This window comes from Mesobacillus sp. ABV4_180 (genome assembly GCF_056158485.1).
This window is the reverse complement of the sequence record NZ_JBSWTJ010000001.1, coordinates 1892804-1914259: the sequence shown is the minus strand read 5'-3', so window position 1 is coordinate 1914259 and position 21456 is coordinate 1892804. Positions and strand designations below refer to the sequence as shown.

21 protein-coding genes are annotated in these 21456 nt (G+C 43.0%); 2 read left to right on the top strand and 19 right to left on the bottom strand.

The genetic code is table 11. The features are described from left to right. Positions 1-389: 389 nt before the first annotated feature. From ACXAEA_RS09670 to ACXAEA_RS09595, 16 genes are all read right to left on the bottom strand, one after another. A complete protein-coding gene (locus tag ACXAEA_RS09670) occupies positions 390-1193 on the bottom strand; it encodes an HAD family hydrolase (protein WP_475095679.1) in 804 nt (267 codons plus the stop codon). Positions 1194-1199: 6 nt separating this feature from the next. Beyond that, on the bottom strand, positions 1200-2297 hold the full coding sequence (locus tag ACXAEA_RS09665) for a cysteine protease StiP family protein (protein WP_475095678.1): 1098 nt from the start codon (positions 2295-2297) through the stop codon (positions 1200-1202). Further along, positions 2297-3655: a phosphoribosyltransferase family protein gene (locus ACXAEA_RS09660; protein ID WP_475095677.1), complete on the bottom strand. Its 1359-nt coding sequence runs from the start codon at positions 3653-3655 to the stop codon at positions 2297-2299. The genes ACXAEA_RS09665 and ACXAEA_RS09660 overlap by 1 nt, the downstream gene beginning before the upstream one ends. After that, positions 3600-4796 (bottom strand): HpcH/HpaI aldolase/citrate lyase family protein, encoded by a 1197-nt coding sequence (locus tag ACXAEA_RS09655; protein WP_475095676.1) that lies wholly within the window; start codon positions 4794-4796, stop codon positions 3600-3602. The genes ACXAEA_RS09660 and ACXAEA_RS09655 overlap by 56 nt, the downstream gene beginning before the upstream one ends. Positions 4797-4874: 78 nt before the next feature. Beyond that, on the bottom strand, positions 4875-5663 hold the full coding sequence (locus ACXAEA_RS09650; protein WP_475095675.1) for a TerC family protein: 789 nt from the start codon (positions 5661-5663) through the stop codon (positions 4875-4877). Between the two features lie 91 nt (positions 5664-5754). Further along, on the bottom strand, positions 5755-6336 hold the full coding sequence (locus ACXAEA_RS09645; RefSeq protein ID WP_475095674.1) for a TerD family protein: 582 nt from the start codon (positions 6334-6336) through the stop codon (positions 5755-5757). A 110-nt stretch (positions 6337-6446) separates the two neighbouring features. Continuing rightward, positions 6447-7025 (bottom strand): YpjP family protein, encoded by a 579-nt coding sequence (locus tag ACXAEA_RS09640; RefSeq protein WP_475098099.1) that lies wholly within the window; start codon positions 7023-7025, stop codon positions 6447-6449. A 389-nt stretch (positions 7026-7414) separates the two neighbouring features. Continuing rightward, positions 7415-8191 carry a class I SAM-dependent methyltransferase gene (locus tag ACXAEA_RS09635; protein ID WP_475095673.1) on the bottom strand — a complete coding sequence of 259 codons (777 nt, stop codon included), beginning with the start codon at positions 8189-8191 and terminating at the stop codon, positions 7415-7417. A 58-nt stretch (positions 8192-8249) separates the two neighbouring features. After that, positions 8250-8684, bottom strand: coding sequence for a BrxA/BrxB family bacilliredoxin (locus tag ACXAEA_RS09630; protein WP_475095672.1), 435 nt, complete (start codon positions 8682-8684; stop codon positions 8250-8252). Positions 8685-8764: 80 nt separating this feature from the next. Then, positions 8765-10477 (bottom strand): dihydroxy-acid dehydratase, encoded by a 1713-nt coding sequence (gene ilvD, locus ACXAEA_RS09625; protein WP_475095671.1) that lies wholly within the window; start codon positions 10475-10477, stop codon positions 8765-8767. Between the two features lie 183 nt (positions 10478-10660). Then, on the bottom strand, positions 10661-11791 hold the full coding sequence (locus ACXAEA_RS09620) for a conserved virulence factor C family protein (protein WP_475095670.1): 1131 nt from the start codon (positions 11789-11791) through the stop codon (positions 10661-10663). Positions 11792-11900: 109 nt separating this feature from the next. Next, positions 11901-13784: an ABC-F family ATP-binding cassette domain-containing protein gene (locus ACXAEA_RS09615; RefSeq protein ID WP_475095669.1), complete on the bottom strand. Its 1884-nt coding sequence runs from the start codon at positions 13782-13784 to the stop codon at positions 11901-11903. Beyond that, positions 13781-14425 (bottom strand): HD domain-containing protein, encoded by a 645-nt coding sequence (locus tag ACXAEA_RS09610; RefSeq protein ID WP_475095668.1) that lies wholly within the window; start codon positions 14423-14425, stop codon positions 13781-13783. Before ACXAEA_RS09610 ends, ACXAEA_RS09615 begins: the two co-directional genes overlap by 4 nt. Positions 14426-14548: 123 nt before the next feature. Further along, entirely contained in the window at positions 14549-15397 is an 849-nt protein-coding gene (locus ACXAEA_RS09605; protein ID WP_475095667.1) for a DegV family protein, read from the bottom strand. A gap of 137 nt (positions 15398-15534) precedes the next feature. Then, positions 15535-16065 carry a hypothetical protein gene (locus tag ACXAEA_RS09600; protein WP_475095666.1) on the bottom strand — a complete coding sequence of 177 codons (531 nt, stop codon included), beginning with the start codon at positions 16063-16065 and terminating at the stop codon, positions 15535-15537. A gap of 20 nt (positions 16066-16085) precedes the next feature. Then, entirely contained in the window at positions 16086-17774 is a 1689-nt protein-coding gene (locus tag ACXAEA_RS09595) for a formate--tetrahydrofolate ligase (RefSeq protein ID WP_475095665.1), read from the bottom strand. Positions 17775-17956: 182 nt separating this feature from the next. Here ACXAEA_RS09595 and metA point away from each other — a divergent pair, with 182 nt between their 5' ends. Further along, on the top strand, positions 17957-18865 hold the full coding sequence (metA, locus tag ACXAEA_RS09590) for a homoserine O-acetyltransferase MetA (RefSeq protein WP_475095664.1): 909 nt from the start codon (positions 17957-17959) through the stop codon (positions 18863-18865). 98 nt (positions 18866-18963) lie between these two features. On the opposite strand, the gene ACXAEA_RS09585 is transcribed toward metA, so the two are convergent. Together ACXAEA_RS09585 and ACXAEA_RS09580 are read right to left on the bottom strand one after the other, a co-directional pair. After that, positions 18964-19656, bottom strand: a complete 693-nt coding sequence (locus tag ACXAEA_RS09585) for an AIM24 family protein (protein WP_475095663.1) — start codon at positions 19654-19656, stop codon at positions 18964-18966. A gap of 13 nt (positions 19657-19669) precedes the next feature. Next, entirely contained in the window at positions 19670-20353 is a 684-nt protein-coding gene (locus tag ACXAEA_RS09580; RefSeq protein WP_475095662.1) for a class I SAM-dependent methyltransferase, read from the bottom strand. Between the two features lie 120 nt (positions 20354-20473). Between ACXAEA_RS09580 and ACXAEA_RS09575 the strand changes: the two genes are divergently transcribed. Beyond that, positions 20474-20689, top strand: a complete 216-nt coding sequence (locus ACXAEA_RS09575; RefSeq protein WP_475095661.1) for a DUF3892 domain-containing protein — start codon at positions 20474-20476, stop codon at positions 20687-20689. A 339-nt stretch (positions 20690-21028) separates the two neighbouring features. Here the strand turns inward: ACXAEA_RS09575 and mntR are convergent, their stop codons facing one another. Beyond that, on the bottom strand, positions 21029-21451 hold the full coding sequence (gene mntR, locus ACXAEA_RS09570) for a transcriptional regulator MntR (protein ID WP_475095660.1): 423 nt from the start codon (positions 21449-21451) through the stop codon (positions 21029-21031). Between the last annotated feature and the right edge of the window lie 5 nt (positions 21452-21456).

The following is a 21456-nucleotide window of genomic DNA, read 5'->3' as shown; positions in this document are numbered from 1 at the left end:
TCATACCATACAAAGAGCATTCTATTAGCAAGTACGGATGAAATCGAAAAAAAGTTTCACTTTTTTGCACAACCCTTGTATTTTCACCTTTGTTCTTGTCCATGCATATAGTTGAGTACTAAGTTCAGGAAGGTGGACTCACATGCGTTTCTTATATAAAAGGAAGCCAGCCGGCGAATTGCAGCTTGAAATCCAGGAAGTCAGGCAGGCTATGTGTTCAGGATCTCTCGTTTTGTTTGATTTGCTCTTCTATTCTTTTATTTTTTCAATGTTAATTTTGCCTGCGACTGCAAGCTTCTTTCATTTCGGAGGACTATTCGTGCTTATTTACGCATCATTTGCGTGTTTATTTCTCTTTATCCGCAGGTCTTTAAGTAAAAATAATGGTCTCAACGATTCTTTTCGCTGATTGCCACTCTGATTTTCTCAAGTATTTCTTCCCCGGCATATGCTCCGGTTTGTTCTGTGAAGATATATGACAGTAATGGATTGTGTGCTGCCAGTTCACCATGCGCCGGTATAAAGCTATGATCGCATTTCACAAGGAAATCTTCATCGAGAAGCGAATCACCCGCGCCGAATAGTGTGCTTATTCCTTCCCTGTCTTTTACAAAGGCTACCGCATCTCCCTTACTGATTGGGTTTGGCATGAAATATAGCTTCCTTCCCTGGTAAGATACTCTCCACCCATACACAGAAGCCAACCTTTTGAAATCCCGGACTTGCTCTTCGGAAAGTTTTTCATCTAAAAGAAAATACAAAAATAACCCCTCAGCAGAATTAAGCTTTCCATTGACATGATAGATATCTTTTTGGAGATGGTCCTTTAATTCATCCAATGCAGCACATTCCTGCTTCAGTCTTACTGAAATATTCTCACGCCAGTCCGGCAGCGGCTTCCCTTCAAACAAAATCTCTGCACCATTGAAGGTGACGGCATATTTAACAGGTATTTGTTCCTTGAAAATAAATACCCTTTCGTACTGTGCAGTTGTTCTAGTCGTCACAGGCACAAGGAGAAGCTCCTCTGATATTTCCCGTAGAACCTCCAAAGCTTTTCCAGTCATGTACGCAAGATCCTGAGTTCCCTTTTTTTCAACTGCATGTAATTGGTCATTCAATCGTGGCCCCAGGTCCTCGATTGCTTTCCTGGAAAAGATCATAGTCCTGTCCAGGTCGGTTGCGAACATCATGTTGTTTTACCCCTTTAACTGCTTAATCAGGCCGCAGCAAGCATAATCCATATCCGGATAGTGTATTAGTTCGACCTGTTTCTCTTTGGCAAGCATTACTATATGCTTGATATACGGGTTGTCAAAATCTTTCACAAGGATTTTCCACGGAATCCTGCGCAAAAGGACTCTTGTTGTTTCACCAACACCAGGTTTAATTAAATTGATATTGTCTACTTCAAATTCGCCAGCAATCCTTTTAACGATGTCCATCCCTTTAAAATCGGCATGCTTTTCACCTGACACTATAACAGCTGCCTCTTTTGCCGCCAATTCAAAGACCCCATCGAATTCTCTGCTGATGATTTCAATAAACTCATTCGAAACATCAATATCCTCAAATTCGTTATAATACTTTGCGCCATGGAAGTCGTCTCTTTTTATGAAGTACTCATTCAGTACCGTCCTGCTGACCAGGCCAGACACTGTTGAATTCAGGCAGGCGCTTGGGAGAAGAAAATCTTCCCTTGTGCCATATAGTGTGGAACAATGTCCTGGGTCAGCGAGCACAGCGATATTATCATCAAGAAGGTAACCCTGTTCTTTATGGAACAAGGCGCATGATTTTTGAAGTTCTCTGGAGATAGCCCCTTTGCCGGTCCAGCCGTCAATGAACTGGATTTGCTTCCCTTCATGATGATCCAAGATATACAGCAACGCATTTTCATCCACGCCTTTACCTCTGATAATCGAGATGCTGTAATGCGGCAGGCTTATCCCATATTTCGCTTTAATATACCGTTTAATAAGAACGCCCACAGGAGTGCCTGCCCTTGCAAGTGAAACAAGGACGGCATTCTCGCCCTTCGTTCTGTATATTTGTTCTGCGACAATCCCTGTGTATATGGCCACATCTTTCTTATAGGAACAAACCAGGTCCCGGAAAAGGTCCATATATTCTTCGCTGGGCTTTTCTTCGATCGGCAATGATTCACTATAATGCCGGCCATTCTGAATTTGCTTTTCTCTTACCTCCGGGGAACCTTCAAGTTCGATACCGGACAGGTCCTTAAGGAGAAAAATGACATCTTCCGTGTCGTATGATCCAAACTTCCGTCCAGACATCATTCCGCCACCTGCCTGCTATGATAGAAGACGATTTTTATTGAAGGAATCCCGGAAATTCTCAATTGCTCAACAAATGGATTCAGCCATTCATCCGGTACTTCTCTCTCAAAGAAAATGACAGCCTCGTCATAGCTGCAGGGTGCTACGTTATATAAGAAATGCTGTATTTCTGGTTCTTCAGGATTAGGGAATGCCATTCCATGTCTGGCTCCGTACCCTTCCTTGTTGACGATATGGATCGGACTCCGGGTGGTAGATTGATAGCTTATATCCCCCTGCATAAGTGCAGCTGTTTTCATCGGAATGTACATAAACTCCCCTGTACCAATAAGCAAAATCCTTTTTGCTGTTATCTTTTCTGAAAGGGTTTCTGCCATTTTTTGAATTAAACCGTCCAGCAAATCCCTTTCCGGGACACTCATTCCAAATCTTCCCGTTTGAGCTGCATATTGGATGCCTTCAAGCTTCCCGCCGTAAAAGCCCGAAACGAATTCAGACGTTATTTCGTCAAGGAACACTTTTTCAACCACTGGGTCAGGCATATCTAAGTGCTGGTTCTCACTTTGGAACTCTTTTTCAGGAGAATGTCCGGCAACTGAAAAATTGCCTTTCAACAAACTAACCGAGTTGATTTGAATTCCCAATTCTTTTTCAAGCTGATTGAATCTTGCCACATCCTCATCTGAGCGCCAATCAAGAATCGAAACAACCGTATAAACCTTTCGAGGAAATTCAGCATGAATCGATCGGATGATGTTAATAGCTGTCTTACCCGTAGACATCTCATCATCAACAAGTACGATTTCCCTGTCATTATCCAGTAAGTCCGTTGACACATAACAACGGTGAGAGGTAGCATGTGAATGTTCTTCCTCGAACGTGATGACAGGATTTTCTTTTGAAACTAGTTCTCTAGTTGTATGAAAATAATCTGCTTTTTGGAACGCAGCAAAAAAAGATTGTCCCAGAGCGGTTGCAGTTTCTGCAAACCCGATAATGACCGGTGAAATTTCTGAAGGAATAAAAGCCTCCGGTATTTCTGGATACTCTTTGGTAAAAAGCTCTGACAACTTTAATTCCTGAGCAAAACTTTTTCCCGAAGTCTTTAAGGCATATTGGTCAGCCAGCAGCAAACCTGTCAACAAACTTTTTGCAGCACGGATCGGCAAATGCTTACCCAGAATTTTGCTGACGAATAGGAACGAACGCTTTTTATTCCTTCTTGCTGCCATGACGAATAATTCTTCGAGCGGGAGATTATAAGGATTATAGGTTATTTCCAAATTGATTAATAGGTTCTCAAGAATTTGATATGAATATTTCTTGTTTGAGTAAGTCGATATTTGTGATTCCATCTTGAAGCACCCCATATACCTTTGATTTCCGCAATATTTTTTGTGCCCAGTAGTAATGCGGTTTAATTTCATTCATCTTATTCGAAAATTCACTTTTTCTGACTCCATTGTGCTGGCCAGCACTTTCCAGTATGGCTTTTGCATCTATGTATTCTTCATAGCTGACTGCATTCAATGCATGAACCGTTTTGATATGGCTTGGGTGGATGATTGTTTTGCCAGTCAATCCATTGGCAATGTCCATCAAAATTTCCTGGATCAAGCCATCCATATGCCTGTCAATCAATTCCGAACGCCATTTCAGCCCTTCTTGTCCGAATGCCGCTTTGAATGGAGTCTGCCTAAGCTGCGGCTTCAAAATCCTTTGGGTAGATGAAAAGTATTCCCACACTGGTCCTGAAACAACGTATGGACTGTCAAAACGCAGGAACACATTTACAATGTCAGAAATACAGTCACGAATCACTCCAATGTCGTATACCGTTGTATCAGCATTCCTCCTGATCCCGTACAAGCCGCTGAAATCAGTCGCTCCTATTCGGACATTAAGAATGAGTTCCCTAAATTCATCAACAACCGATTTGATTGCGAGCAACTCTTCCATTCTTGTTTCTTTTTCTATAATTCTCTTTGTTTCCAGAATCGGCATGGCGTACAGGAGAATCCCGGATGAATTCAGGCGGCGAATATATTTCAGAAGTTCACTTCCAGCATCCGGTTCGAATTTTGGAATGACAATCCCGGTCAGCACTTTTAGTGCTTCACCTGCTGTTTCAGCTAGTTGTCTTAGCTGTTGCAAGTTCCGAATTCTCACAAATATTAATGGCAGTTCTTCTTCTGTAACAAAACCCTTATGAAGTGCTTCACTTAGATGGTGCAACTCTGCAACCAGCTGCTTTTCTGCCCTTTCAACTTCATGGTCCGCAATGGCATCCTCGAGGCAAATAACCATTGAGGCGAGGCCTTCATGTTTTTTCACAAGCAAATCCTGATGGATATTTTCCCTGGTTGCCGGCATATACAATGTCGCTCCAAGGGCATACGATAAAACTTCACGATCGGCAAGTTTATTAAATTTCCCAGGCTTAACAAAGAAAAGGCTTTCTAAATCTTTTTCATATAAGTCCGAAAATAGTTTCACTAAAATATCCCCTTTGTTTGGGTAGTAGATAAAAAGAAAGGGAGCAGACCGAAGTCAGTTCCCTTAGAGTGATTTCAATTATTGTGCGTTCTTTTGCTGCTCATTCTCTGCAGCTTTTTTCTTGTTCATATAGTGAACAACGAATGTTGCCGCGAAGGTTACGAGCAGTAGAATGAAGAAGTGAATATGTTCAACATGGTATCCAAACACGCCTGCAAACATCTTCGCTGCAATGATCAGAATCAAAATGTATGCAGTTGTTTCAAGCTCTGGTACACGATCGATCAATTTAAGGAAGACGCCGGCGACTCCACGCATCATCAGTACGCCAAGCATACCTCCGAGCAGTAATACCCATACTTCCTGGCTGATACCGAAGGCAGCAAGAACACTGTCAACCGAGAAAGCAATATCCATGATTTCAACAGCTGCAACTGTTCCCCAAAAAGTACCGAAAAGACGAATAAGCAAGCCACCCTGGTTTACCCCTTCAACCTCTTCAATATCCGGGGTTTCACCTTTTCTCTTGTCCATGAAGTATTTGATGGCCAGCCATGCCAGATAGCCAGCTCCAAGGACTTTTACCCACCAGAATTCAATTAAATAAACACCAATTCCAATTGCGATGAATCGGAATATATATGCACCAAGCAAGCCATAAAATAAAGCCTTTTTCCTTTGTTGTTCTGGCAAATGCTTGACCATAACAGCCAGAACAAGTGCGTTGTCGGCTGATAAGAGCCCCTCCATGATCACCAGTGTACCAATCAATCCCCAGCTGACTGGGTCACTTAAAACCCTAACCCACATTTCCCAATCAAAAAACTGGGCATAAGTTTCGACAAAACCTTGTAATATTGCTGACATTCTAGCAGTTCCTCCCAATATGTTCATCTATATGTTTGCTATAGAAAGACCCGGCATCGGCCGGGCCTTCCATCTATAAGCTTATCTAATTTTACCCTACCTGCAGGCCGAAGTCAGTAGCAAGTGCTGCCAATCCGCCCTGATAACCGCTGCCGATCGCGCTGAATTTCCATTCGTTGTTGTGGCGGTAAAGTTCACCAACAACAATCGCTGTTTCGATTGAGAAGTCCTCGCCAAGGTCATAGCGGATCAACTCTTCGTTTGAACCAGCATTCATGATCCTGACATAAGAGTTAGATACCTGCCCGAAGTTCTGGCGGCGACCTTCGCCATCATGGATTGTGATGGTGAACGCAATTCTTTTCACCTCAGCCGGTACTGCAGCTAAATCAACTGTGATGGCTTCATCATCGCCGTCACCTGCTCCAGTACGGTTATCCCCAGTATGTACTACAGAGCCATTTCCGCCTGTTGAATTGTTATAGAATACAAAATCGTTTTCAGATGTCACTTTCCCATTTTCCCCCAATAGGAAAACAGAAGTGTCAAGGTCAAAGTCATTTCCGCCATCGTATTTATTAACATCCCAGCCGAGTCCGACTACTACATTAGTCAACCCTGGATTCGTTTTTGTAAGATCTACCTTTTGGCCTTTTGCTAAACTGATTGCCATTTTTCCTACCTCCAAAAAATTTATTCGTTTTTCATATACGGTTTTAAACAAGTATAGTTTCGTTTTTTCTACAATTATTTTTTCATAAATGGGTCATTAATTCAAATAAATCAGCTTTTCCATTTAGGAGGAGTATTTTTTGCCCAGAAAATCGTTCCCAGCTCATAATGTGTCTGGAAGCTGTCATGATAGGTATGGTAATGGAAATTAAACCAATACCCTTCCTTTGGCGGCTGATCCCTTCTCACATGGAAACGAATGATGTCTTTTCCATTGTCGCCAGTGATGTGAAAAATCTTCTCCGATTCTCCACCGCCAGGCATTTCAGTGATGCGAAGTGAATTTAAGTCTTCACCTGGATACTGGGAAGCTACCATTTCAATTGCCTTTTCGATATTAGGCAAAATCGTCTGACGGAACTCATCCTCAATCACGGGTCCTATCTTTGTGCCAAACTTCTGGAATGATTGCTGTTCAGCTTCTTTCATTGCCCTAAAGATGAATTTTTCTTTTTCAGCTTCGTCATCAACAGGAGATTCATGCGTATCTACAAATGATGATGAAGACTTTTCAGCCCTTTCAGCAGTTGTTGTCAGCAGTACGTTCGCCTGTGCTGGCGACACCATTCCAAAAGTGAAGATGGAAATCATGACAACGAGCGATTTGCGCAGCCATGCCGGCATGTGGATCACATCCTTATACATAGGGAATTTATTATAAGCTAAAACTATTAAACTCTTTTCATCATTTTTTGATTAACAGTCCAGGCTTTTGGGAAAAATATTAGAATAAATATTTTTTGTGCTTGGTTTTATTATAACTTGTTTATACGTAAAAATGGGCAAAGGGTTTCAAATTTTTCGAAAATGGTTAAAAGAAAATATTAGGAACTCAAAAAAAGAAGAATTTCAGGGGGGGTAGGATTCATGGAGTGGACCATTGTTGCAACCAGCTTTTTGATGCTCGCTTATTTCGTATACCTGGCGATAGCAGATTAATTAAATAGAAGATGACGGACGATGAATAACTCTTTTTGTCCGTCATCTGATGTTTATTATCAGTGGGTTTTCTATCCATATTAATACTTTTCAAAAACACCAAAATGGAACTTTGCAGATTTTCTCCGATGGACCTCGAAACCGAATTCTTCAAAACGTTGGCTGCGGAAATGGTCTTTTAGTATGACTTTCTTCCTCGCCACCCTTTTAGCATGATCAATCATTTCTTTGGAAAGACTTTCAAAAACAGCAAAATGTGTAAGACTCTTGATTCCATCCGACTCTAAAATCGTTTCATCGAACATCGGGTCAAAGTAAACACAGTCAACGCTGTTGTCTTCCTGGTTCATCAGATAGTCCAACGAGAAGCCCTCAACCACTTTCATTTTCCTCATTGCATCGTTGATCGGTTCATATCCCGATTCCCAGTTTTTCAGGCCGCTTTTAACTAAGTAGGCTAATTCCCGTCTTGCTTCAATCCCTGTAACAGACCCGGATTTACCAACAGTAAAGCTGGCTGCAATGCTGTCTGATCCAAGACCGAGCGTACAGTCGAGGAAGCTCATTCCTGCCTCAAGACCTGCAGCTTCTATCAAGGGGTCTTTCTCTCCCTTCATCAGTCTTTTGATCCGGAACATGGCAGAATTCGGGTGAAAAAAGAATGGTTCATTTTCTCCGAATGCAAACAATTCTAGACGCTCTTTGCCTACTACAAGACAATCATCCCTATAAATTTCCTGCATTGCTGTTACAGACCTTTTTTTCCTTGGTATATATTCAATCCGAAGTTCTAAAGCAATTCCCTTCGCCTGATTGATCATTTCTTCATTTGTCCTGCCTGCAGTTGTCACAAACATACTTTCACCCCAGTTGCAAAAGAAAGAGGATGTCTGATGACATCCTCTTTCAAATATTTTAACAGTTGGCTTCAAATGCAGCAATCAGGTTATCCATGATCGCTTCCATTGGCTGCCCTTCAATATCATGGCGCGGAATGAAGTGTACTACTTCTTTTCCTTTTAATAACGCCATAGATGGTGAAGATGGCTCTAAACCTGTAAAATACTCACGCATTTTTGCTGTTGCTTCTTTGTCCTGACCAGCAAAAACAGTCACAAGCTGGTCTGGTTTCTTTTCACTGCGCAATACAGCCTGCGTTGCAGATGGGCGTGCAAGCCCGGCAGCACAACCACATACGGAGTTGACCACGACGAGGGTCGTTCCCTCTGCATTTCCAACAAATTCTTCCACTTCATCTGCAGTAAGAAGTTCCTTGAAGCCAGCGCGTGTTAGCTCCTCGCGCATCGGCTTGACCATTTGTCTCATATATTCTTCATATGCCATTGACATAAAAGCATCCCTCCCAACAATAGTTGCAGTGTTAGCATACTATATTATCAATGTTTTCCGCAATAAAATTACGCCTTTAATCAGGAATGGACAGGCTGATGGACTGCTTTCTCTTCGAACAGATCTGTCACTGCACCTTTGGAAGAACAGGATACAAGTCTTACGTATTTAGCCAATGTTCCTCTAGCTGGCATAGCTGGGGGATTCCATGTTTTTCTCCTGTCAGCAAGCTCTTCCTCGCTTAACGCAACGGACAATAACTTCTGCTCGCTATCCACAGTGATCATATCACCGTCTTTAAGTAAAGCAATCGGGCCGCCAACCTGAGCCTCAGGAGCAATATGGCCAACCACCAGGCCGTGGCTTCCTCCTGAAAATCTCCCATCAGTCAAAAGAGCAACTGTTTCTCCCAATCCCTTTCCGACAAGAATTGCTGATAATGAAAGCATTTCTGGCATTCCAGGTCCTCCTTTTGGACCTTCATAGCGAATAACCAGTACATCCCCCGCGACTACTTCATCAGCCATTACTGCTTTCGATGCTGATTCCTCATCATCGAATACCTTAGCAGGCCCGGTCATGCTCTTGACTTTCAATCCGGAAACTTTGGCAACAGCCCCATCTGGAGAAAGATTTCCTTTTAAAACAATGAGAGGCCCATCCTTCCTTAAAGGCTGTCTAACAGGGTAAATGACCTTCTGCCCAGGCTTCAGATCAGGGAAATCCCTAAGATTTTCTTCGATCGTTTTACCAGTGACCGTCAGACAATCTCCGTTCAGAAGACCTTCTCTCCACAGCAATTTCATAACAGCAGGAACTCCACCCGCCTCAAACAGATCCTGCATGACAAATTTACCGCTTGGCTTAAGGTCAGCAATGTGCGGCACTTTCTCCTGAAGTCTGTTGAAATCCTCAAGGGTGAGGTCCACCTCGGCTGCGTGCGCAATAGCCATTAAATGCAGAATTGCGTTTGTTGAACCGCCAAGTGCCATAACGACGGTAATGGCATTCTCGAATGCTTCTTTCGTTAAAATTTTTCTCGGACGAAGGTCCTGTTCGAGCATCTGGTAAACTGCTTCTCCAGCTTTATAGCAATCTTCGCGTTTCTCATCTGTTTCTGCAGGGTGCGAAGAGCTGCCTGGGAGACTCATGCCGAGAGCTTCAATTGCACTGGCCATTGTATTCGCTGTGTACATTCCACCACAAGAGCCTGACCCCGGGCATGCATGGCATTCTATTTTGTGAAGCTGGTCATTGCCAATCGCACCTTTGTTATATTGTCCTACCCCTTCAAAGGCCGATACGATGTCAATATCCTTGCCGTCAAGCTTACCTGGTTTAATTGTTCCGCCATAGACGAACACCGAAGGAAGATCCATTCTAGCAATAGCCATCATGCAGCCAGGCATATTTTTGTCACAGCCGCCAATCGCAACGAATCCATCAAGACTTTCCCCCTGAACCACAGTTTCAATCGAATCGGCAATCAAGTCCCGACTAGGAAGCGAGTAACGCATTCCATCTGTTCCCATTGAAATACCGTCAGATACGGTTATCGTATTGAATATTAGCGGAGCTCCTCCTGCAGCTCTTGCTCCTTCCTTTGCCTTCACTGCAAGCTGATCAATATGTATATTACAAGGAGTAACTTCACTCCAGGTACTTGCGATTCCAATCATCGGTTTCTTAAAATCATCATCATTGAAACCTACTGCCCTAAGCATTGCCCTGTTCGGGGCCTTTCTGGCATCATTGCTGAACACATGACTCTTGATTCTCAAATCTTTTTCCAATGGATGTCCCTCCCGATTTTTTATACACTACAATAACCCGTTCCATTAATAATTGCAATAATTTTCTAAACATTTTAATTGTTACAAATTTGTAAGCGGATACAGTTATACATCAAATGGGTACAGGAAATCCAATAAAAAACAGGACACAATCTGCGCATCCTGTTAGTTGACAAAATATAGTTATTGTCTTCTTGCTTCTGTCATCTGCTTCCAGACAGAACCTTTTGCTTCTTCACCGTGTTCGATGCGGGCAATTGCTAATTTCACCTGCATGCTGACCTCGAATTCCGGATCATCCTCGGCAGCTTTCAATGCAGGAAGCGCCTCTTCATCACCAACTTCGTAAAGGAACATAGCTGCACGCCAGCGAACAAGCTTGCTTGAATCCTTCAGGGCTTCCATCATTACATTCGTTGCTTCAGGGTGGCCCAAATCAGATAAACAATCACCGGCTGTCCGGCGTACCGTCACCGTTTTATCTTTCAGTGCTTTATATAAAAGTGGCAAAACTTTTTTGTCTTCAATCATGCCAAGATATACTGTCGCCAAGCGGCGGATAGATGCCTTTTCATCATGCAGCGCTTTTTCAAACACAGGCAAATCTTCTGCGGTCGGATCCTCCATCTGCTCAAGCAGCTGGTATCTCACCCGCCAATCAGGATTGTCTAAATCAGTTTCGGTTATCCTGATTTTCTTCTTTGCCGCTTTAATCTGTGCTTCATGTCCTGGATTTTTCGCGAGTTTTACCAGCTCCTCCATCCTTTCAGGAGGATAAGCAGCTAAAAGCTCTTCAACGACATCATTGCCTACCTGTTCGAATTCACCGTATCTGACCCCAAGCTCTTTCCATTTTCGGACCATTACAACATTATCCTCAGGAGTTTGCACCTCACCGACGCTATTCACAAAAAGCTCTGGGAGGCCAAAGCGTTTCTCCTCTGTTCCATCAGTCAATTTCACCTGCATCGGGATTCCCTTATATACCTGCACCAGCACTTTAATTTCACCAAAATGCTCATTGATTGCCGGTGTCCCGTTTCCTGATTCTACGGCATTTTCACCAAAAGCTCTCCTGACCTCTGGCAGTATTACTTTCCAGTCGTATTTCGCATTTCTCTCGACCGCAAGGAAATCGGCTACATGATAGACTCCTTTTACACCTTCAATATTCAAAATTTTCACTACGACATCAGGAGCACCAGCAGCTGTGTCTCTTTTATAGTTATTGCTTTTGCCCATCGGAAGTTCCTGGTCTAAATTTATTTTCATCGTATTCGGGCTTGGCGTTGGTTCTATAGATAAGATTTTCATATTCCCACCCCTTTTTATTTTTCAGGAATGAAGCCATTTTAACATACCACTTAGGAGATATCATGCTGAGGGACTCCTATAAGAAAATAAGGCCTGGAATATCCAGACCTTACCCGTTTTCAACAATCTCTGAAAGATAGCTCCATCTTTCAATCAAATACTCCAGCTGCTCATTCAGCTCTGTCTCTTCTTTCATCAAATCCTGGCCTTTTTCGAAATCAGTCCCGATGTTTGCCATTTCTTTTTGAATCTCTTCAAGGCGTTCTTCTGTACCAGCAATCTTATCTTCGATTTCTTCCCACTCTTTGGTCTCCTTGAAGGTCAATTTCTTCTTCTTCGTTTTTTCTATCTGCTCTGCCTTTTCTTTCTTCGGGATAGACGGAATTGTCTCTTGTTTCGGGCGTTTTTCCAGGTATTCTGTATAATTTCCAAAATAGAGATCTGTCCTGCCTTCGCCTTCCAGTACAAGCAGCAAATCGACAACCTTATCCAGGAAGTAACGATCATGCGACACTGTGATCACGACCCCAGGGAAGTCTTCAAGATAATCTTCCAATACGGTCAAGGTCTGAGTGTCCAAATCATTCGTAGGCTCATCCAAAAGCAATACGTTTGGTTCTTCCATTAAAAGCTTTAATAGATACAATCTTCGCTTCTCGCCGCCAGATAGCTTCCTGATCGGTGTACCATGGGCATATGGAGGAAACAGGAATCTCTCCAGCATTTGTGCTGCTGAAATTGTTTTGCCGTCAGTAGTATGGACGATTTCAGCCGTTTCTTTCAAATATTCGATTACCCGCTTATTCTCATCCATATCTTCATTTTCCTGGGTATAGTATGCGATCTTCACAGTCTGTCCTGTAATGATCTCACCGGAATCGAGCTGAATCCTTCCTGACAGGATATTCAGCAAGGTCGACTTTCCTGTTCCGTTCCGTCCGATAATCCCCAGTCTGTCGCCAGGTTTCACAAGGAGATTGAAGTGATCAAGGATGACTTTATCCTCATATTTTTTTGTGGCGTCTTTCAGTTCTAGAACCTGTTTGCCAAGTCTGCTTCCGCTTAGGGAGATTTCAAGCTTTTCGGATGACTTTACATTGGACACTTCTTCATCCAGTTTATCGAAACGCTGGATTCTGGCCTTCTGTTTCGTGGTTCTGGCCTTGGCCCCGCGTCTGATCCATTCCAGTTCCTGCCTGAACAAATTTTTCTTTTTTTCCATGGTCGCAGCTTCGTTTTCCTCACGAATGGCCTTGGCTTCGAGAAAGCTTGCATAGTTCCCTTTATAGCTGTAAAGGCTGCCGCCGTCCAGCTCAAATATCCTGTTCGTGACCCTGTCGAGAAAATAACGATCATGGGTAACAAGCAACAGAGATCCAGAATATCTGGAAAGATAGTCTTCAAGCCATTTCACTGTTTCGTAATCTAGATGGTTGGTAGGCTCATCCAGAATCAGAAGATCTGGCGATTCAATCAGGACCTGCGCCAGTGCAACGCGCTTCTTTTGTCCTCCCGATAGCTCGTGTATTTTCTTAGTAAAATCTGAAATTCCAAGCTGCATCAAAATTGATTTTGCTGCCGTATTGGCATCCCAGCCATCCGCACTATCCATCCTCCGCTGCAATTCATACAGTTTCTCCTGTAATCCCGTATCATCAGGTCTATCGCTTAGTTCAGAAATGACGATCTCATAGTCTCTCATCATCTTTAGAATAGGAGCTTCTCCACTGAAAACCTGATCAAGAACCGTTCGTCCTGGTTCCATTTCAGGTTGTTGGGATAGGAATGAGATTTTATAATCCTTGGCTAGTAGAATATCGCCTGAATCAGCTTGGTCTAAACCTGCAACGATTCTCAACAGCGATGACTTGCCCGTTCCATTGACACCGATCAAGCCCACTCTTTCCCTTTCGCCAATTGTAAAGGAAATCCCATTAAAAAGTTCTTTTTCACCATATGTTTTCGTCACGTTTTCAATCGTGATCATTTTCATGCCTTACCATTCCATTCACTGTAAAATTGTCCTAGAAAACTCTTCATGAATTGATGCCGTTCCTCTGCAAGCTGTTTTGCATAGTCTGTATTCATTTTCTCTTTAAGCTTCAATAGCTTTTCATAAAAATGATTGACGGAAGAACTGTTCCCGTTGCGGTATTCTTCAATCGTCATTTCATCCCTGATATTAAGGCCGGGATCAAAGATTGGATGCCCCTTCTTGCCGCCATAAGCAAAGGTCCTGGCAATACCGATTGCGCCAAGGGCATCAAGGCGGTCTGCGTCCTGGACTATTTCCGCTTCAATACTCTCCAGTTGGATTTCCCTGCCCCCTTTGAATGAGACAGTATCAATGCAACTTTTTATTCTTGAGATGGTTTCCCTTTCAAGTTCAAGAGTTTGTAGAAATGAATCTAGCTTCACCCATCCAGCTTCCTCTGATTCATTCAATTTCTCATCAGGGATGTCGTGGAGCAAGGCTGCCATTTCAATTATGAACCAGTCGCCCTTTTGTTCCTTGTTCCAAATAAGGCGTGCGTTTTTCCTGACTCTGTCAATATGATGCCAATCATGGCCTGACGAATCTTTGCCAAGCTCATTTTTGACAAACATCTCTGCTGCTTCTATTTTTTCTTTCATTGCATGCACCTACTTTCTTACCGAATCTCATTTTACCATATTAATCTGTTAGACATAGCTTTTGATATACACAGAAATGCTTGATCAAATCTGACCCAAAAGAAAAAAGTGCCGAATTGGCACTTAAACTTCTGCGTTATTCCAGCTGATCCCAATTGTATGCTCACCTGCATGGACACCGATTACTGCTCCGATTGGGCAACTGAGGAAGCGGATGTCAGGGAATTGTGATTCAAGCTGACTCTGCCATTCGTCTCCCGCCTCTTTATGCAGCCCGTATAGAATATAGACTTCCTTGAGCCGGTGTTTTTCATGGGAATTTCTCAAATACTCAAATATTTTCTCTCTGGCTTTTTTGTCGCTGCGGACCTTGTCCTTCGAATTTAATCCACCATCTTCAATGCTGATGATTGGTTTAATGTTCAGCATGCTTCCCAGGTAAAATTGCACGCCTGACATGCGGCCGCTGCGATGAAGCTGTTCCAAGCTGCCGATCATAACATAGGTTTCATTCGAGTCGCGCAAAGTTTCAAGCTTTTCCTGAATTTCTTCGATTGTGAACCCCTGTTCTGCCAATTCAATTCCTTTCTTTAATTGGGACGTCAGCGGGTATGTGAGAACTTTCGAGTCAAAGCTTATTACAGGTATATCTACCGATTGGGAAGCTTGAACACTCGATGCGACTGTCCCGCTTAGCTTGGCTGAAACCAGGATCGAGAAAACTGCATCATATTCTTTTGCAAGCTTCTCGTACAACTCCATAAAAACGCCGACCGGTGGCTGTGAAGTTTTCGGCGGAGTTTTCAAAGTCTTTAACTTTTCATATAGTTCATCCGCAGTCAAATCCTTACCATCCAGATATTCCACATCATCCAGTACGATGGTCATCGGAACTTGATATACATCAGGATGGTTTTTTAATTCCTTATCCAGGTAGGCCGTGCTATCAGTCACCCAGGCAATCCTTTTCAAACAATCTCCCCCTATATATTTACTATACTATTTTTAAGACAATTGATTTCAGGCTTTATAGCTTCTAAAAAACCACATTAATAGATTATTCTGAAAACAACACAGAAATTCCTGCCTGAAGGGGCAGGAATTATTATTCAGTGAATAATTTTTTTTAGTTGTTCAAGAGAAGCAATCATATAATCAAGCATTTGAGTTAAATCGTCAATTTGTTCTTCATAGACCAGTCTATTGAAGGAGACAGTGGCTTCATTTTTCACAACTCTATTTTCTTCAAGAGGTATCAGCCGGACGCTTTGGGCAATCTCTCGACCATGTCCCCATATTTCTTCTAGCGTGTCCTTAACACACCGAAAAACATTTTCATCATTTTTATGGAGTATTGAGAAAGAGATCCCGACCTGACACCCTGCCAGCTGGCTGGCATTTTCACTTGCCAACAGCTCAGCGGACAGATTCTCTAAACCTGCCTCGATTGTCATCATCGCAGACAACTCTTTTGGCTCAAAACCTGTCATCGTAAAAGAGATTTCATATTTCCGCGACAACTTTGCTGTGTTAACCCAGTCATTGCGATCAATGACATCGATCTCACCGCTTAAATCCCTGTCATATATATCGCCTTCGACTACTACCTTGATGTTTTCAAATGCTGTCGGGTCAAACATAAGATTGTGCTCCTTTCTGACTAGAACAGCCCTACTGCATTCCCATCCTCATCTACGTCCATATTTAATGCTGCCGGCAGTTTCGGCAGACCTGGCATTGTCATCACTTCTCCTGTCAATGCGACGATGAACCCGGCACCCACGGATGGCTTCAGTTCCCTGACAGTGATGGTAAAGCCTGATGGTCTTCCAAGTTTTTGAGGATCATCCGACAATGAATATTGGGTCTTCGCCATACATACTGGCAGCACGCCCCAGCCATGCCCTTCAAATTCAGTCAACTGCTTCTTTGCTTTTGTTGAGAATTCGACTCCATCTGCACCATATACCTGGCGGGCAATCTTCTGGATTTTTTCTTCCAGTGAATCTGACAGATCATATAAATGTGCGAAAGTATTTTCGCTCTTCTCTATTACATCAAGCAGTGTCTGTGCAAGCTCCACTCCGCCGGCACCGCCTTTTTCCCAGACTTCTGTCAGCGCTACTGGTATTCCTGCATTCTCGCACAATTCCTTCAGAGTATTTGTTTCAAGCTCTGTATCGGTAATGAATCTATTAATTGCCACAACAAACGGAAGACCAAAGCTTGCGATCGTCTCCACATGCTTTTTCAAGTTCGTAAAACCTGCTCTTAAAGCCTGTACATCTTCATTAACAAGTTCTGTCTTTTTCATTCCGCCATGCATTTTTAAAGCACGGATTGTTGCGACGATAACAACCGCTGCAGGCTCGATTCCAGCAGCCCTGGCTTTGATATTCAGGAATTTTTCTGCTCCTAGATCGGCTCCGAATCCAGCTTCAGTCACGACAAAATCAGCAAGTCTGGATGCAGCTTCTGTAGCGATTACACTGTTGCAGCCATGGGCGATATTGGCGAACGGGCCTCCGTGAATCAATGCAGGGGTATGTTCGATGGTCTGGACAAGGTTTGGCTTTACAGCTTCCTTAAGCAGAAGGGTCAATGCTCCTTCGACACCAAGGTCACCCACAGTTACAGGCTGTCTGTCATAATTATAGGCAATAATCATATTAGCCAGTCTGCTCTTTAAGTCTTTCAAATCACTTGAAAGGCATAGGACTGCCATAATTTCAGAAGCAACAGTAATATCGAAGCCATCTTCTCTTGGAACTCCCTGAAGAGGCCCGCCAAGTCCGATGACAACTTTTCTTAGCGCACGGTCGTTTAAGTCAAGCGCTCTTTTCCAGACGATTCTGCGCTGGTCAATATTCAGCTGGTTCCCCTGCTGAAGGTGGTTGTCAATCAAAGCAGCAAGAGCGTTATTGGCCGTTGTGATCGCATGCAGGTCCCCAGTGAAATGAAGGTTGATATCCTCCATTGGAAGGACCTGTGCAAAACCACCTCCAGTAGCTCCACCCTTGATTCCCATGGTCGGGCCGAGTGAAGGTTCACGCATGGCAATCATCGTTTTTCTTCCCAGCTTATTCAATGCATCAGCAAGCCCTACGGTCACTGTGGATTTCCCTTCACCTGCTGGAGTAGGGTTGATCGCTGTTACAAGTACGACCTTGCCGCTTTCTTTCGTTTTTAATTTAACCAAAGCTTCAGATGAGAGCTTAGCTTTATATTTTCCAAACAGCTCAATATCATCGGAATCAAGGCCGACACTGGCTGCAATTTCAACAATCGGTTTCATTGGACTTTCACGAGCAATTTCGATATCTGACTTCACTTGAATATTTGTTCCCATTTCCAATCCCCCCAGATAATCTCTATATGCTTTCCACCTTATATTCTACCATCAGAGTCCTGCTGTAAGGGGAAAAATATTCATCCTTCACAAAAATTTCCCTTTAGTCAATTGCTCCACAAAAGATTACAGATTATAATAAAAATTATTATAATTCAGCCTACTTTGAAGGAGGTTACATTTTGCCGATTAAAATTCCAATGCATCTTCCTGCAAGGGAAATTCTCGAAGAAGAAAATATCTTTATCATGGATGAGGGTCGTGCTTCTTCACAGGACATCCGTCCTTTAAACATATTAATCTTGAACCTGATGCCAGAAAAGGAAAAAACCGAAAGACAGCTTCTCAGATTGCTGGGAAACACTCCACTACAGGTGAACATAACGTTCTTAAAAACCGTTACATACGAATCCAGGAACACTTCCCAATTTCATCTTGAAGAATTTTATCAAACCTTCACTCAGGTTAAGGGAAAGAAATTTGATGGCATGATCATCACAGGAGCCCCCATCGAACTGAAGGAGTTTGAAGAGGTAGACTACTGGGACGAATTGAAGGAAATTCTTGCCTGGACTGAACAGAACGTAACTTCGACATTGCATATATGCTGGGGAGCACAGGCTGCCTTGTATTATCATTATGGAATCAGAAAATTTGAGCTTCCAAGGAAATGTTCGGGGGTTTTCAGCCATCAGGTCCTTAATAAAAAAGAAAAGTTGTTAAGAGGGTTCGATGATGAATTTCTCGCTCCCCATTCGCGTAATACTGATATTTTCTTGGAAGAACTTAAAAATAATCCGAATCTTAAGCTGCTCGCATTGTCAGATGAAGCTGGGCCATTGATCATTTCATCAATCGAGGGCAGGAAGATTATGATCACAGGACATCTGGAGTACGAAGCCACTACTCTTGCAGAAGAGTATGCCCGTGACAAGGCAAAAGGCATCGATATCCAAATACCAAAACACTATTTTCCGCAGAATGATCACAATAGGAATCCGGTTAATCGCTGGAGATCTCACGCCCATTTGTTCTTTTCGAATTGGCTGAATTATTATGTATATCAGGAAACTCCTTTTGAATGGGATTAGTAAAGGCATCGAGCGATTCGATGCCTTCTATTGTTTTCTATTAAAAAATGGCTCTGTTAAATTGGGCAATAACAGAGCCTAAAAAATAAAAATAATCTTTAGCTTTGAGGAGCATAATACACTTCTTCAAATGGCTGGACGACAACAAAGCCTTCCCCGCTGAATTTCATTTGAATCGATTCTCCGCTGCCGCGGCCCAAAAAGGTCTTGAATGAAATGTCTGTAACGAATTCCGGCTGCAGGTTTCCAGACCAGGCCACTGTGGCATTAGGATCTGTATAGACAGGATTATTAGGATTCACAAGCAATGTCAATGGTTCATAATGAGAGGTAATCGCTACCATTCCCGCACCCTCAAGTCGGACATTGAACAACCCGCCTGAAATCATTCCAGCTACCCTCTTCATAAGCTTGATATCCCAGCTTATGGAAGGTTCGAATGCAAGCAGGTCGTTGCCGTTGACGAAAATCGCTTCATTTTGGAGATTCAAGATGGATATTTTCTTACCCTGGTCAGCCAAATACAGCTTCCCACTTCCATTTGCTTTCATCAAAGAAGTACCTTCCCCGGTTAAGGCTTTCTTGAACATCTTCCCCAGGCCATGCTCCAGCACACCTTCACGCTCAAACTTAATCTGCCCACGATATGAAACCATCGCACCTGCCTTTGACCACACCTGTCCATTCAGGTTGATTTCCAGCATCCTCGGTGTTTCCAGCTCAAATAGACCTTCTCCCTTATCCTGCTGCTTTGTGTTCTTTACAAACTCCTCTATAGAGTAACGGCTCATGAAATTTCCCTCCTTATTTAATAACCTTGAACATAAAAACCCACATAAACGAAAGTGACTGCTGAAGTTCAACTGGCAATGAGCCGAGAGGCAGCTGTTCTGCAGCTTTTTTGTATACACCGAACTCACCGGCTTTACTCCAGCCATTTTCCAGTGCCAGTTTCTCAAGCTCCCATGGCATGATAGTATTGCAGATGATTTCTTCTCCATAAAGCCTCTTGAAACTATTTGATCTTGGCGCCGCTGTGGGCCCAAGAATGCCTATGCAGGCATAGCCGCCAGGCTTCAAAATGCGTGCTATTTCCTTCAAAGATTCATAGGGACTTCTCGTCCATTCTATGGAATTGATTGCCATTACTGCATCAAAAGTATTGCTTTGAATTCCGCACTCAGAAAGGTTGGCTTTCAAAAAAACAGCTTGGCTGACTCGAGGGTTCTGCTTTGCTCTCTCTAGCATTTCCTCAGAAACATCGATCCCTGTGACCATATATCCTGCTTCAGCCAGCTTTTCAGAGCCAATACCGTCTCCGCATCCTAAATCACACACACTCACTCCGACGGGCAGAAACTGTTTTATGAACGGGACAATGTCTTTGCGGCTTCCAGTTTCCCACATTCCTCTGCTTCTCGAATTCCATGAGGGTGCCATACCGTCCCACTGTTTTTCTGATTCCATTTTCCAATTGAAAGTTCCCATAAGTCACCTGCCATTATATTCATTTCTTATATTAGTTATTTCGCTATGAATAATGGATTTCCTCTTAGTTTAATTTATAGGAGAAAGTGCAAGACTAGGAGGATGAAAGGAGAGATAAAATTGGAACAGGAACAATTGATTGCCATACATAAAAATCACGCTGGGGAAATCATCAGTTTTCAGACTTCCAGCGGGAGGATCATATCTTATCGTAAAGCGATGCTTGAAGCATCATCAGGGGAAATTTCCGGTGTCAGCATCAATGAAGGTGAAGATGGATCTTCATCCTTAGTTTCAGATGGAATTGGTTTTGAACAATTTCCGGATATATACTAGAGGCAGTAAAAAAAGAGGGTGTCCCAAAAGGTATAAAACTTTTGGGCACCCTCGTGTTTTTTAGTAAGGCTTGTAAGAATGGTCCGTTGATTTCCGTTCCAGGCGCTTCGCTTTCCGCGGGGCCGGCGCTGAGCCTCCTCGCCGCCGTTGGCGTCTGCTGGGTCTCACCTGTCCAGCTGAGCCCGCAGGAGTCTTCGCGCCTTCCACTCCAATCAACTCAGGTTTCTAAATTCATTTTTAGCGCAAAATAAGAACAGGAAAATTATAACCTCAATAGCATCTTGTCCGAGGCGACTGTCAGATCTAATTCATTCAACCTTTTGAGTCAGCCTGTTTTAATTATTGTTCATCATTTTGTTTTTGTATTGCCTTCAATGCTTCAACCCTGGATTCGTCTTCCTCGAAAAACTGCACAAGGTCACCGATCCTGTCGATCGCATCCCAGCTTAAGTGATGTTCGATTCCCTCGACATCATTATAAATATTTTCTTCTTTCACGCCGATTACCTTCAATAATTGCTCCAGCAGCTCATGGCGGTAAACCAGCCTCTTGCCAGTCTTGATCCCTTTAGGAGTCAGCATCAGGCCCCGATATTTTTCATAGATCAAAAACTGGTCTTTATCAAGTTTCTGAACCATTTTTGTAACAGAGGAGGGATGGACGGACAATGCCTCTGCGATATCGACTACCCGGGCATAGCCTTTTTGTTCAATTAATATAAAAATTTGTTCAATGTAATCTTCCATACTAGGTGTTGGCATCCCAT